The organism is Dictyobacter vulcani, assembly GCF_008974265.1.
Taxonomy (GTDB): Bacteria; Chloroflexota; Ktedonobacteria; order Ktedonobacterales; family Ktedonobacteraceae; genus Dictyobacter; species Dictyobacter vulcani.
Window position 1 is genome coordinate 515,107 of record NZ_BKZW01000002.1, and the last position, 16,672, is coordinate 531,778.

At 53.8% G+C, this 16,672-nt stretch carries 1 pseudogene; it reads left to right on the top strand.

What is annotated here, in order from left to right:
• Window position 1: 1 nt before the first annotated feature.
• A pseudogene (locus tag KDW_RS20105) lies at window positions 2-16,668 on the top strand (amino acid adenylation domain-containing protein).
• Window positions 16,669-16,672 lie beyond the last annotated feature (4 nt).

Here is a 16,672-nt window from a genome sequence, read left to right on the forward strand (position 1 = left end):
GATGGATTATACAGAGATTCTCAATGCATATAAATCGGGCCAATTATCAATGGCTGAAGTGGAAGAAAAGCTTCATGAATTGAAGCTGAAATCATCTCAAAGTCCTCTATCCGAAGGGCAAAAGGGCTTATGGATGCTACAAAAGATGTCGCCCACGATGAGCGCGTATAATATTCCTCTCTGTTTTCGTATACGTACACAATTGGATAGAGAGAAATTCCAAAAAGCTCTGCAGTTTGTGGCGAAACAGTTTCCTATTTTGACCAGTATCATCACAGACGACAATGGTATCCCTTACCAGGCAACACCGCAATCTCAACCACTGCTCGTGCGGCAAGAGGATACCTCTGCTATGGATCTTGCTGACGTGCTTCCATATTTACGAGAGAAATCAAAAGAGCCGTTTGTCCTGGAACAGGGTCCTTTAGTACGGGCGCATCTTTTTTTTCGGTCAGCACAAGAATACCTGGTGCTGATCACCATACACCATATTATATTTGACGGCGTTTCCATGATGACGTTCATCGCGACCCTCTTAGGCGCGTATCAGGATCTTATACAGGGCAAGGAGCCAGTCGTCACGCCCTCTTTGGCAAGCTACCATGATTTTGTGGAATGGGAACAAAGCATGCTGAAAAGTGAGGAAGGAGCGCAGCATCTTGCATACTGGAAGCAGCAACTGACAGGAACACTACCCATTCTGGAACTACCTGCTGATCTTCCCCGTACTTCCGTGCCAAATTTCAATGGTGAGGCGTATACCAACCTGCTTCCATCTGACCTCAACGCACAAATAAAAGCATATGCCCGATCCCAGAACGTGAATCTATCCATCACCTATTTAGCTCTTTTTAAAGTTTTGCTGCACCAATATACGCACCAAACAGATATTATCGTTGGCATGCCGACGATGGTGCGGCCCGAAGAGCGCTTCGACTCCATGCTTGGATACTTTGTCAACATGATCGCAGTCAGAAGCCAGAACGTGGGACCGCAACCTTTCTCAGCATTCCTGCAAGATTTGCAGATGAGAGTCGTGGATGACCTGGATCACGCAGTCTACCCGTTTCCATTATTGGTGAAAGAGTTGAACGTAGATCGTACAAGCGCGAATTTCCCCATCTTTCAGGTAGCTTTCTTCTATCAGAATTTCTTCCAGGCGACAGGTTGGCAAGAAATCCAAAATCACTACCGAGCGCTTAACATCGAGTTTATCAATGATATCCGCCAGGAAGGAGAATTCGAGCTTGCTCTAGAGGTGTACGAGCAGGGAAATGCAACTATCTTGAATCTGATATACAACCGCGACGTGTTTCATGCGGCTACCATAGAGCGGATGATGCAGCATTATCTAAAGCTGGCGCAAGAGATTATGCATGATCCATCCTTACCCTTGCAGCAGTACGCTTTACGAGGGAGTGAAGAGCAACAAAACGTGCTTATGAGCTGGAATGCGACCAGGGTAGAGTATGGGAATGACCAATGTATCCACGAAATATTCGCACAAAAAGCCAGAGCAACGCCTGGAGCTATTGCCGTAGTCTTTGAAGGAGAAGAGCTCACCTATCGAGATCTAGATGAGAAAAGCACCCGGCTTGCTCTGTATTTGCAGGAGCAGGGAATCGGTCCTGAACGCCTGGTAGGCATATGTGTAGAACGATCCTTAGAGATGATCATTGGCATACTGGGAATTCTGAAGTCCGGGGAGCATATGTGCCTTTGAATCCCAGCCATCCAGAAGATTTACTGGCCTATGTCCTCAAGGATAGCGACGTTTCAATCATTTTAACCCAGGATAAATTCCTGTCCACCATGCATACGTTGAACAAGGAACAGGGACAAGTCATTGCCCTGGACAAGGATTGGTGGAAGGTTGTCAATGCAGCGAGTGGAAGAAAAACGCTGAAACGCGAAGTCAGGCCAGATCATCTCGCCTATGTGATTTATACCTCTGGTAGCACGGGCAAGCCCAAGGGTGTTATGGTTGAGCATAGAAGCATTATGAATACGCTCTATTTCCTTGAGTCTCAGTATCCCGTTACCAATGAAGATGCATACCTGTTGAAAACGAGCTATGTTTTTGATGTCTCGCTCTCTGAATTATTTGGCTGGTTTATAGGCAATGGACGTCTCGTTATTCTGCCGCCAGATGGGGAGAAATCACCATCGCTTTTTATGGAATATATTGAGAAATATCGTATAACGCATATCAACTTTGTGCCAGCTATGTTGAATGTCTTTTTGAACAGCGCAGCGAATAGTAAGACGTTTCTAGAACATTGCTCAATCAAATATATGATGGTTGCAGGCGAAGCTTTTCCCAAAGAGCTAGTGAAAAAGGCCGTCGCCACATTTAATAAGAGCAGTGTCGAAAATATCTATGGTCCGACTGAAGCCTCCATCTATGCAACCTGGTTTAGCTGTACCAGGAACAGTGTGGTCAGTAACCAGACGCCTATTGGTAGACCAATTGCCAATACGCAGATCTATATCGTGGATTCCTATCTGAATCCTGTCCCCGTCGGGGTTCCTGGCGAGCTGTGTATCGCCGGCGTGGGGCTTGCGCGAGGCTATTATCGCCAGCCAGCCCTGACCGCTGAGAAGTTCGTGGAGAATCCCTTCCAGGCAGGCAGCAGGCTCTACAAAACCGGTGACCTGGCTCGCTGGCTTCCCACAGGCCAGATTGAATATCTTGGACGCAGCGACACGCAGGTCAAGCTGCGAGGCTTCCGGATTGAACTAGGCGCGATTGACAGTCGGATCGCGGAGCATGCAGGGGTGCAGGAGGTCGTGACCGTGGTCCATCAGCACCAGGAGCAGAAAAAACTGGTGGCCTATTATACCGCGCACGAGCCCGTGCCAGCGGTGGAGGCGCTGCGTGCGCATGTGAAAGCGGCGCTGCCCGACTACATGGTGCCCGCGCATTTCCTGAGACTGGACACGCTACCGCTCACCCCCAACGGAAAGATTGACCGCAAGGCATTGGAGCAGCGGGCGCTGACCCTGCCACGACCGGAGGGGCGGACGCACCACGTCTCCCACAGCCAGATTGAAGCGATCCTGCGGGAGATCTGGCGGGAGGTGCTCCAGGTAGAGGAAGTGGGGAGCGATGACGGCTTTTTCGACGTGGGCGGAGATTCATTGCTGGCGGTGGTGGTGGCCGAACGGATCGCGAACGCCCTGGCGTGTCCGTTCGGCGTCACGGACCTGTTTGCGTACCCCACCATTCGCGCCAGCAGTGCCTATCTCGCGCGCCAGCAAGAGCCGGTGTTGCCAGCCATGGACGAGAGCGCGATCACGACGGCAGTCAACGAGTCCCCCGCGACCCGGCGCGCCCTGCCTGACTATTACGATACCAGCGTGGCGGTGATCGGCATCTCCTGCCAGTTTCCCGGGGCCAGCACCTATCGGGAATTCTGGGAGAACCTGTGCGCAGGCAAAGAAAGCCTGACCTTTTTCCGCGCGGAAGAACTGCGCGAGATGGGTGTGCCCGAGGAGTTGATTGCCAATCCCCACTATGTGCCGGTCCAATCCACCATCGCGGGCAAGGACCTCTTCGATCCAGGGTTCTTTCATCTTTCGCCCAAGGATGCCGAGCTGATGGACCCGCAACTGCGGCTCTTATTGCTGCACTCCTGGAAAGCTATCGAGGATGCCGGTTATGTCAGCCGGCAGATTCCCCACACCAGCGTCTACATGTCGGCCAGCACCAATGGGTATCGAGCGCTGTTGCCGGCTGAAACAACCCAGAACGCCGAGAGTCCCGATGGGTATGTTTCCTGGGTTCTGGCCCAGAGCGGGACCATCCCGACCATGATCTCGCATAAGCTCGGGCTTCGAGGGCCGAGCTATTTTGTGCATGCCAACTGTTCCTCGTCGCTGATCGGGCTGCATGCCGCCTACCAGAGCTTGCAAGCAGGTGCGTCCACCTACGCCCTGGTGGGCGCCTCGACCATTCATGCCCAGTCCCAGGTCGGCTATGTGCATCAGCCCGGCCTGAATTTTTCCAGCGATGGCCACATCAAGGCCTTTGATGCCGCGGCAGATGGGATGGCTGGCGGTGAGGGCGTGGCGGTGATCGTGCTGAAGAACGCGGTGGCAGCGGTCAACGACGGAGATCACATCTATGCGCTGTTGCGCGGCATCGGCGTGAACAACGATGGCGCTGAGAAGGTCGGTTTTTATGCCCCCAGTGTGAAAGGGCAGACGGACGTGATGCAGCAGGTGCTGGCGGCGACCCGGGTTGATCCAGCGACCATCCATTACCTGGAAGCGCATGGCACCGGTACCAAACTGGGGGATCCGATCGAGTTGGCGGCCTTAAAAGCGGTGTATCCGTCCCAGCACCGCGGGCAGCCCACGTGTGGTCTGGGCTCAGTGAAAAGCAACCTGGGACACCTGGATACGGTCGCGGGGCTGGCAGGCAGCATCAAGGTGGTATTAAGTCTCGCACGCAACGAGCTGGTCCCCACCATCAACTATCAAGAGCCGAATCCGGCGCTGGAACTGGAGCACTCGCCATTTTATGTGGTGACGGAGCGGCAGGAGTGGAAGCAGGGAGCGGAGGCGCACCGCGCGGCCCTGAGCTCCTTTGGACTGGGCGGGACCAACACGCATGCGATCTTCGAGCAATATCGGCCCTCAGAGGAGGCGCGGGCAGGGGAGGAAGGAGGACCATATCTGCTCCCATTGTCGGCCAGGAACAGCGGACGCGTGCGGGCCTATGTCCAGGAATTGCTGGCCTTCGTGCAGACAGCGGGATGGGAAGAGGAAGGGACCCTGAGGGATCTGGCCTATACCTTGCAGGTGGGGCGAGAAGCGATGGAGAGCCGAGTCGTGTTTCTGGCGCATGATCAAGAGGAATTGAGCCAGCAACTGGCGGCGTTCATGGCGGGGAAGGAGGAGATTGCCGGATGTCTGCGTGGGGAGCGCCAGCAAGGCAACGACGTCTCGTGGTTGGAGGAAGACGACGATAGCCAGGCTCTGACTCAGATATGGATAGCCAGAGGTAAGGTGCACAAACTGGCGGAGCTCTGGTGTAAAGGCATGACGATTGATTGGCGACAGCTCTATCCGCATGGTCTGCCACGACGTATGAGCGCGCCGACCTATCCGTTTGCCCAGGAGCGCTACTGGCCACAGACCAGTCAGCGTGAGCAGCACCCGACACCCGGAACGTCTCCGCTGCATCCATTGCTGCATCAAAACACGTCAGTTTTAGCTGAACAACGATTTAGCTCGACCTTTTCAGGGCAAGAATACTTTATCGCAGAGCATATTATTCAGGGCGTGACCATAGTTCCAGGAGTCGTCACACTTGAGATGGCCCGCGCCGCCGTCGAACAGGCCATTGGAGGTGTCAATGAAGATCAGACAGCGCTGCGACTCAGAAATGTGGTCTGGATACGACCGATTGTTGTCGCAGATCAACCTGTTCGGGTACATGTAGGGCTCTATGAGGAAGATAATGGGCAGATCTCTTACAACATGTATAGTAACGCCGATATGGTGGATGCTGAGCCAGTTGTGTACAACCAGGGCCTCGCAGAAATATATGTATCTGCCGATAAAGTAACGTTGGACCTGGATGCCCTCATCAATGAATGCAATCAGGATGTAATCGAATCCAGGCGTTTCTATGAAGGCATGATTGGAGCTGAATATGGTCCAGGCTATAGAGGAGTTCAGAAAGTTTATCCTGGACAAGGTCAAATGCTGGCAAAGCTCTCTCTGCCGGACTCGGTCGCCGATACGCAGGATCAATATGTTTTGCATCCAAGTTTGATGGATGGGGCGTTGCAGGTAGCGGAATATCTACAAAATATCACCCGGGCGAAGCTGCTCTTCGAACGCGGAAAATCTTTCCAGGTGGCACTGCCTTTTGCGCTGCAAGAGCTTGAAGTCATCAGAAAATGCGTTCCTGACATGTGGGTGTATGTCAAATACAGTGAAGGCAATAAAGTAGAGGATGTAGTCCAGAAAGTAGATATTGACCTGTGCGATGAGGCAGGGGCGGTGTGCGTCCGGATCAAAGGCTTCTCGGCGAGAGTCCTGGACGGTGAGGTGCGCCCCACTGACGCCATATCCCACGCAGATCATCTGCTGCTGGAGCCCGTGTGGCAAGAACAGGCCATCATGTCAGCGACGCCCGATGTGTCCTATGATGAGCATCTGGTGATTCTCTGCGAAGCCACCAGCGCAGCGCGTGAACGGCTCACCTCCCAGCTGCCGGGTGTGCGTGTGCTCACCCTGAATGCTGACAGCGGCAGTGTCGCCGAGCGTTTTCAGCGCTATGCGAGCCAGGTGTTTGAGCAGATCCAGGCGCTTCTGAACCAGAAGCTGCAGGGTCACGTCCTGGTCCAGATTGTGGTCGCCACGCATGGTGACCACAATCTGTTCGCGGGCCTGGTCGGAATGCTCAAAACCGCCCGCATCGAGCATGCCAGACTGATCGGCCAGCTTATCGAGCTCAGCAGCGAGGAAGAGCTGACGCAGCTGCCCCACCTGGTCCAGGCCAATCGCCTGTGTCCGGGGGACCGGCACATCCGCTACATCCATGGCCAACGTTCCGTCGCCGTCTGGCGTGAAATCACCCCTGCTGGCGGCGCACGGCATCCATGGAAAGACCGAGGGGTCTATCTGATCACGGGGGGAGCCGGTGCCCTGGGACTGCTGTTTGCCCGAGAGATCGCGCGACACGCGCAGCACGTGAGCCTGATCCTGACGGGACGTTCTGCGCCGGGTGCCGAGACGGAACAACAGCTGGAGGAACTGCGTGGCCTGGGGGCACAGGTGACTTATCGCCAGACGGACGTGACCGAGCAGGTAGCAGTCCGGCACCTGGTGCAGGAGATCGAGGCGGAGTACGGACAACTCAACGGCATCATCCACAGCGCGGGCATCATCAAGGACAACTACATCGTCAAGAAAACGCAGGCAGAACTGCAAGAAGTGCTGGCCCCCAAGGTTGTCGGCCTGGAATATCTGGATGAGGCGAGTAAAGAGCTGGAGCTCGACTTCTTCCTGTTCTTCTCATCCGTCTCCGGGAGTCTGGGCAACGCGGGCCAGGCGGATTACGCGATGGCCAATGCCTTTATGGACGCATATTCCGCATACCGCCAGGCCCTGACCACGTTCAAGCAGCGGCATGGCAGGACACTTTCCATCAACTGGCCTCTGTGGAAAGAAGGCGGCATGCATATCGACGCGGAAACTGAAAAGACGTTGACCCAAAATATGGGCATTGTGCCTATGAAAACCGAGACGGGCATGCAGGCCCTATACGAGGGATTAGCGTCAGGCAAAAGTCAGGTCATGATCGTTGAAGGCAATGTACAGATAATCAGACAAAAAATGCTGCAAGCCGCGCCTCCTGCACCCGTACAAAGCAAAGTAGCAAGTACAACAGCACCTGCTATCAGCGCAGATATCACTAGCGAAAGCCTGCTCGATAAAGTACGAACCGCCTTAAAACAAGAGATCTCCAGAATCCTCAAAGTAAATATAGGAGATATCGAATATGATGTCGATCTACCCAGCTATGGACTCGACTCCATTTCGATGACTGAATTTACCAATAAGCTCAATCGTATATACAAGCTGGAGCTGACGCCAGCGATATTCTTTGAATATGCCACGCTGCAAAACCTGGCGGCGCACCTGGTAGAGACATATCACGAGGTCTTTGCTGCACGATTTGCCACGCGCACCAGTGTCGAGGCTGTTGCGCCTACCTCGGCCGTCAAAGAAGCTGTGGCGGAGACCATCCTGCACCAGCAGCGACGGCCTGCCCGCTTCGTAAGGACCGCGCCACAGCCAGCACCACAGCCAGCGGCAGGAGCCCCCGAGCCGATAGCCATCATTGGCATGAGCGGGACATTCCCGATGGCCGCGGATGTGGAAGCCTACTGGCAAAATCTTGTCGCGGGGCGAGACTGCATCACCGAGATCCCCAAAGAGCGCTGGGATTGGCAGGAGTATTACGGAGATCCGAGCAAAGAAGCGAATAAGACCAACGTCAAGTGGGGCGGCTTCATCGACGGTGTCGGAGATTTTGATCCGTTGTTCTTCGGGATTTCGCCGCGAGAAGCCGAGCAAATGGAGCCACAGCAGCGTTTGTTGATGACGTATGCCTGGAAAGCGATTGAAGACGCCGGCTATGCAGCCCACAGCCTGTCAGGAACGCAGACCGGCATCTTTATCGGTACGGGCAACACTGGCTACAGTGCACTGCTCTCCAAAGCGAATGCGGCTATAGAAGGCTCCGCCGCCGCCAATATGAGTCCTTCGGTCGGACCGAGTCGGGTGAGTTACTTTTTAAACATTCATGGGCCGAGCGAATCCATCGATACTGCCTGCTCAAGCTCGTTGGTGGCCATCCATCATGCTGTGCGTGCGATCGAGGACGGTACCTGTGACATGGCCATTGTGGGTGGTGTGAATACAATTATCTTACCGGAAATATATATCAGTTTTGACAAAGCTGGAGCACTGAGCAAAGAAGGCCGCTGTAAAACCTTCTCAGATCATGCCGATGGCTTTGCGCATGGCGAAGGTGTGGGCGTTATCATCTTGAAAAAAGTCAGCGCGGCAGAGCAGGCTGGCGATCATATCTATGGCCTCATCCGAGGGACCGCAATGAACCATGGTGGACGCGCCAATTCGCTGACCACACCTAATCCGAAGGCGCAGGCGGAACTGCTGCAAACGGCGTATACGCGTGCCGGGATAGATCCGCGCACGGTAACGTACATTGAAGCCCATGGAACCGGGACCGCGCTTGGCGATCCCGTGGAGATCAATGGACTGAAAGCAGCTTTCAAAGAGCTGTACCGCCGCACAGGAGACGCGCAGATGACCAGCCACCATTGTGGCCTGGGGTCAGTGAAAACCAACATCGGACACCTGTCGCTGGCCGCAGGAGTCGCGGGCGTCATCAAGGTGCTGTTGCAGCTCCAGCACAAAACGCTGGTGAAGAGCCTGCATAGCGAGACCATCAATCCCTACATTCAGCTGCAGGACAGCCCGTTCTACATCGTGCAGGAGCAGCAAGCCTGGGCAGCGCTCACCGATCCACACGGGCGAGCGGTGCCGCGACGTGCCGGAGTCAGCTCGTTTGGCATCGGAGGCGTCAATGCGCATGTCGTCATCGAAGAATACGTGGCCCGCGAGGAGCGACCCTCACCCCTGATCACACCACAGCAGCCAGCGCTCTTCGTGTGGTCAGCCAGAAATGCCGAGCGACTCAAGGAGCAGGCCCAACACATGCTCACGGCGCTTCGAGCTCAGCGCTATCGCGACAGCGATCTGGCCGACATCGCCTACACCCTGCAGGTGGGACGAGACGCGATGGAAGAACGGCTGGGCATCATCGCTGGCTCGCTGGTGGAATTGGAAGAGAAGCTGGCAGGTGTGGTCGCCGGCCAGGAGAGCCTCGAAGAGGTGTACCGAGGCAAGGTCAACAAAGCCACCTTTCAAGGGCTCACCGCCGATGAAGAGATCCAGGAAGCGATCGAGAAATGGATGCAGCGCAAGAAATATGGCAAGCTCCTGGATGTCTGGGTGCGAGGGCTGAATGTGGAATGGAGCAGATGGTATGGGGAGCCGAAGCCCAAACGGATCAGTCTCCCGACCTATCCATTTGCCAGAGAGCGCTACTGGGTTGAGGCCAGCCCCTCCCCAGCGAGCGTTGCGTGTGTGCCGGCGGTGCCGAGCACCAGCCAGGCGACAGGCTCTGCCTCCATCCTGCATCCCCTGGTGCACCAGAACACCTCCAATTTCATGGAGCAACGGTTTAGTTCGACCTTTACCGGCCAGGAATTCTTTCTCGCCGATCACGTCGTAAAAGGCCAACGTATTCTGCCAGGGGTGGCTCACCTGGAAATGGTACGCGAAGCTATTGAGCAAGCCTCTGAGGTTTCAGGCCAGGACCTGACCTGTCTACATCTCAAAAATGTGGTCTGGGTGCGACCGATTGTCGTAGGGAAGCAGTCGTTAGAGGTACACATCGGACTTTATCCTGCAGATAATGGAGAAATTGCCTATGAAGTTTACGGGCACGCAGCAAATGTTGAAGACGAGCGCATAATATACAGTCAGGGGAGTGCCTGGCAGAGCTTCGTCACAAATACTCCAGTCATCGACCTGGCTTTCCTGCAAGCGCAGTGTACTCCAAGCACTTTCTCGGTCAGCCAGGTATACGAAGCATATAGAATCATCGGGTTCGACTATGGTCCAGCGTATCGCGGGATAGAGAAAGTGTATACAGGAGAGGATTTTGTACTGGCAACCCTGGAGTTATCATCCACAGTACTAGATACAATAGCTCAATATGTATTACATCCCGGTCTGATGGATTCCGCTTTGCAGGTATCCAGTCTACTCACCAACGCCGGCGAAGACCGCATGATGCTCCCCTTCGCCATACAAGAGCTTAAAGTATTCAGTACATGTACAGCTCGGATGTGGGTTTACGCCAGATACAGTCCGGACAGCAAAGCCGCAGACAAAATGCGCAAGCGCGATATTACTATCTGTGATGAGCGCGGAAACATATGTATTCGCTTGAAGGGCCTATCATTTAGAGTCGTAGAAGGTGTAGCTGATGTGGATAGGGCCACTAAATCGATCGGAACCCTGATGCTTGAGCCAGTCTGGAAACAGCGCGAGGCCGACAAGGACAGATCAGCCCCTGTATACGTCCAGCATATTGTGATGCTGTGCGAAATAGACGGATTGACGAAAGAGAGCATCGAAACCAGGATGCCCGGTGTCCAATGTCTCATATTGCAGTCCGAGCAAAGGAGCATTGCCGAGCGTTTTCAATGCTATGCGGGACAGGTGTTTGAACAGATCCAGGACATTTTGCGTCAGAAGCCGCAGGGCCACGTACTGATCCAGGTTGTAGTATCCTCACACGGTGAACAACAATTGTTTACCGGGCTGTCCGGCTTGCTCAAAACGGCTACGCTCGAAAACTCAAAACTGATTGGCCAGATGATTGAAATCGAAGCCAACCCACAGATTGAAAGGCTCAGAGAACAATTAGAAGAAAATAAAAGCAGTCTGGAAGACAAACATATTAAGTATCGCAATGGCCAACGATGCATTGTCGATTGGAACGAGATCGAAGTACCAGGCAGCAAGATAAAAATCCCCTGGAAGGATAAAGGCATCTATCTGATCTCAGGGGGAGCAGGAGGCCTGGGGTTCCTGTTTGCCCGCGAAATTGTGCAGCAGGCACAGCATGCAACCATAATTCTCACGGGTCGCTCCGAGTTGAGTCCTGACAAGCAAGTACAGCTTAGAGAACTTCAGCAGCAGTGTGCACATGCCATATATATACAAATGGATGTAGCACAGGAGAGTGCAGTAGCTGATTTGATCACGCACATCCTAAAGGAATATGGAAAACTCAATGGCATTATCCACAGTGCAGGCGTCATTAAAGACAGCTATATCACATATAAAAACGTGCAAGATGTGCAGGATGTACTGGCACCCAAAGTAAAAGGACTGGTCAACCTGGACGAAGCCACCAGGGATCTGGCGTTAGATTTTGTGCTCCTTTTTTCATCTATCGCAGGTGTTATGGGCAGTGCGGGCCAGGCGGATTACGCGATGGCTAATGCCTTTATGGACGCATATGCAACCTATCGGAATGCTCTGATTAGACCCATGTACCGTCATGGTCAAACGCTATCCATCAACTGGCCTCTATGGAAAGAAGGTGGGATGCGTGTCGACGCCGAGACCGAAAAGCTGACTATGCAGCGCACCGGTGTGGTTGCGATGGAGACCGCAACCGGTATTGCATCCATGTATAAAGCCCTGGCTTCTGGCAAAGACGAGATACTGGTGATGGAAGGCGAAATGCAGACAGTGAAACAAAAGATGCTACAGAAGAAGGCATCTATCATTCAGCCAGCCCGGCAAGCAGAAGAGCCACTCACATCGACGGTAGAAATTGATACAGGCAGCCTGTTGGATAAAGTACAGCATGCTTTAAAGCAAGATGTATCCAAAGTACTCAAGATCAGAATCGATGATGTCGATGCCGAGGCAGAGTTCAATCAATATGGATTCGACTCTATCACGTTAACAGAGTTTTCCAATATGTTGAATGAGCAATACAAGCTTGATCTGACACCGACGATATTCTTTGAGTATCCAACGGTTCAGTCTCTCTCTGTGCACCTGGCAGAGACATATCACAAGGTCTTTGCTGCACGATTTGTCACGCGCACCAGTGTCGAGGCTGTTGCGTCTACCCCGGCCGTCAAAGAAGCTATGGCGGAGACCATCCTGCACCAGCAGCGACGGCCTGCCCGCTTCGTAAGGACCGCGCCACAGTCAGCGCCACAGCCAGCGGCGGGAGCCCCCGAGCCGATAGCCATCATCGGCATGAGCGGGACATTCCCGATGGCCGAGGATGTGGAAGCCTACTGGCAAAATCTTGTCGCGGGGCGAGACTGCATCACCGAGATCCCCAAAGAGCGCTGGGATTGGCAGGAGTACTACGGAGATCCGAACAAAGAAGCAAATAAGACCAACGTCAAGTGGGGCGGCTTCATCGACGGTGTCGGAGAGTTTGATCCGTTGTTCTTCGGGATTTCGCCGCGAGAAGCCGAGCAAATGGAGCCACAGCAGCGTTTGTTGATGACGTATGCCTGGAAAGCGATTGAAGACGCCGGCTATGCAGCCCAGAGCCTGTCAGGAACGCAAACCGGCATCTTTATCGGTACGGGCAACACCGGCTACAGCGCACTGCTCTCCAGTGTAGAGATCGAAGGTTCCTCAGCTGCCAATATGAGTCCTTCGGTCGGACCGAACCGCGTGAGTTACTTCTTAAACATTCACGGGCCGAGCGAACCCATCGATACTGCCTGCTCAAGTTCGTTGGTGGCCATCCATCATGCTGTGCGTGCGATCGAGGACGGCACCTGTGACATGACCATTGTCGGTGGTGTGAATACAGTCGTGACCCCACAAGGGCATATTGCCTATGATAAAGCCGGAGCACTGAGCAAAGAAGGCCGCTGTAAAACCTTCTCAGATCATGCCGATGGCTTTGCAGTTAGTGAAGGCGTGGGCATCCTCTTTCTAAAGAAATTGAGTGCGGCAGAGCAGGCTGGCGATCATATCTATGGCCTCATCCGAGGGACCGCCGTGAACCATGGTGGACGCGCCAATTCGCTGACCACACCCAATCCAAAGGCGCAGGCGGAACTGCTCCAAACGGCCTATACGCGTGCCGGGATAGATCCGCGCACCGTGACCTACATTGAAGCCCATGGAACCGGGACCGCGCTCGGTGATCCCGTGGAGATCAATGGACTGAAAGCAGCTTTCAAAGAGCTGTACCGCCGCACCGGAGACGCGCAGATGACCAGCCACCATTGTGGCCTGGGGTCAGTGAAAACCAACATCGGACACCTGTCGCTGGCCGCCGGAGTCGCGGGCGTCATCAAGGTGTTGCTGCAGCTCCAGCACAAAACGCTGGTGAAGAGCCTGCATAGTGACACCATCAATCCCTACATTCAGCTGCAGGACAGCCCGTTCTACATCGTGCAGGAGCAGCAACCCTGGGCAGCGCTCACCGATCCACACGGGCGGGCGCTGCCGCGACGTGCCGGAGTTAGCTCGTTTGGCATCGGAGGCGTCAATGCGCATGTCGTCATCGAAGAGTACGTGGCCCGCGAGGAGCGACCCTCACCCCTGACCACCCCACAGCAGCCAGCTCTCTTCGTGTGGTCAGCCAGAAATGCCGAGCGGCTCAAGGAGCAGGCCCAACACATGCTCACGGCGCTTCGAGCTCAGCGCTATCGCGACAGCGACCTGGCCGACATCGCCTACACCCTGCAGGTGGGACGAGACGCGATGGAAGAACGGCTGGGCATTATCGCTGGCTCGCTGGTGGAATTGGAAGAGAAGCTGGCAGGCGTGGTTGCCGGCCAGGAGAGCCTCGAAGAGGTGTACCGAGGCAAGGTCAACAAAGCCACCTTTCAAGGGCTCACCGCCGATGAAGAGATTCAGGAAGCGATCGAGAAATGGATGCAGCGCAAGAAATATGGCAAGCTCCTGGATGTCTGGGTGCGAGGACTGAATGTGGAATGGAGCAGATGGTATGGGGAGCCGAAGCCCAAACGGATCAGTCTGCCGACCTATCCATTTGCCAGAGAGCGCTACTGGGTTGAAGCAAGCCCCTCCCCAGCGAGCGTTGAGCGTGCACATGCCGTACCGAGCACCAGCCAGGCAGTAGGCACTGGCACTGCCTCCATCCTGCATCCCCTGGTGCACCAGAACATTTCTGATCTGTCAGAGCAACGGTTCCGCTCGATTTTTACCGGCCAGGAATTCTTTCTCGCCGATCATAGAGTGAAAGGAAATCCAGTAATGCCGGGCGTGGCCTACCTTGAAATGGCACGTGTGGCTGTAACGAAGGCGATACGAGGTTTGCAGAATGAGCAGCCTGGAATGCGCATCAAAAACGTCGTCTGGGTTCAACCCATTGTAGCGGATCAGCCCCCTACACAAGTTGATATTCGTCTCGTTCCTCAGGAGAATGGTGAGATCGCTTATGAGGTCTATAGTGAGTCTGGAGAGTCTGGCGGAGTAAACGTAGCACGCATAGTGCACGGTCAGGGCAGCGTCGCGATCGGCACGGTTGAAGAAATTGCGCCGCTCAATCTAAAATCTCTCCTGGCCCAATGTCATCAGCAGACACTCTCCTCCAAGCAGTGCTATGAGATATTCCAATCAATAGGAATTCATTATGGTCCAGGTCATCGAGGAATCCAGAAAGTACATGTGGGGCAGAGGCAGGCATTAGCAGAACTGTCATTGCCGTCATCTGTCTATGAAACGGCTCATCAATTCATTCTTCACCCGAGTATACTGGATGCGGCACTGCAGGCGACAATCGGCGTACAACACAATGCCGATACTGAGCACTTATCATTACCATTTGCCTTGCAAGAGCTTATAGTGTACGGCAAATGCACGTCTCGGATGTGGGCATATGTCAGAATTCGTGACGGTGGTACAACACAGAGCAAAATACAGATGATAGATATAGACTTATGTGATGAGCAAGGCAACATTCGGGTAAGGATCAAAGGGATTTCTTCGCGCATCATGGATGATGGGGCCGGGGCTGGCCGCGCATCCAGGCCAGTTGTTCCACCAAAAGCGCAAGAAGCGCTTGCTGGTGCGCTCATGTTGAATCCTGTCTGGGACGTTGTAGTGGTAGAAAGAGGACAAGTACCGCCATCCCCAGATGAACGGGTCGTAACCATCGGAGTGGATGAGTACGGTATGCGGACCATCCGAAAACAGTATCCAGAGGCGCGCGCATTGAATATTCAACCTCAGGATACTATCGAAGCGATAGCAGAGCAGCTTGCCGCCTGCGGTCCCATCCATCATATTGTCTGGATCGCACCGTCGCATCGTTCCGAATCCTATCGTAGCGAAGAAATTATTGCCGGTCAGAACCAGGGTGTTCTACAGATCTTCAGGTTGATCAAAGCCATGCTCCATTTAGAATATGGAAACAAAGCAGTAAGTTGGAGCATTATGACAGAGCGGACCCAACGTGTGCAGAAAGACGATAAGGTGAATCCAACCCATGCAAGTATTCACGGCATAATTGGTTCCATGGCAAAAGAATACAGCAACTGGAAGGTCAGATTGATCGATCTGGAAGACCGCCATGATTGGCATGTCGCTGATATATTCACCCTGCCAGCAGATTCTCAAGGAGACACCTGGGCCTATCGGAACCGGGAATGGTACCGTCAACGCTTAATTCCTGTTCAGCACCAGCAACCAGCGCAATCCTTGTACCGGCAAGGAGGCGTATATGTCGTAATCGGAGGAGCAGGCGGTATAGGGGAAGCCTGGAGCGCATCCCTGATCAAGTCACACCAGGCGCATGTTGTTTGGATTGGTAGGAGGAAAAAGGATGAACACATTCAGCGCAAGATAGACCGGTTGGCAGCCCTGGGACCGGCCCCCATGTATATAGAGGCTGACGCAACCGACTATTCCGCCATGCAGCAAGCCTATCAAGTAATCAAAACAAGCCATCCGAGAATTCACGGTGTAATTCATTCCGCCATCATCCTGTCGGATCAAAGCCTGGCAAATATGAATGAAGCACGCTTCAAAAAAGTCCTGGCGGCAAAAGTGGATATAAGCCTGCGCATAGCCCAGATTTTTCACAACGAACCGCTGGATTTTGCCTTGTTCTTCTCCTCAATGCAATCTTTTGCCAGAGCCGCAGGACAGAGTAATTATGCATCGGGCTGTACATTCAAAGATGCTTTTGCGCAGCGGCTTGCGCAGGAATGGCCGTGTGCTGTTAAAGTAATGAACTGGAGCTATTGGGGAACGATTGGGATCGTAGCTTCACCAGAGTACCAGCAGCGAATGGTCCAGGCTGGTGTTGGATCTATCGAGCCTCCTGAAGCCATGCAAGCGCTAGAAATACTGCTCGGCGGACCTCTCAATCAACTTGCATTGATGAAAACGACCACGCATTTGCGATCGGAAACGATGAGCCAGAACGAATGGATTGAAGTCTATCCAGAGAATCCTCGTTCGCATATTCAAAAGTTGCGCAACTACAAACTGGGAGATCGCACAAAGATACGGCAGATGAAATAAGGAA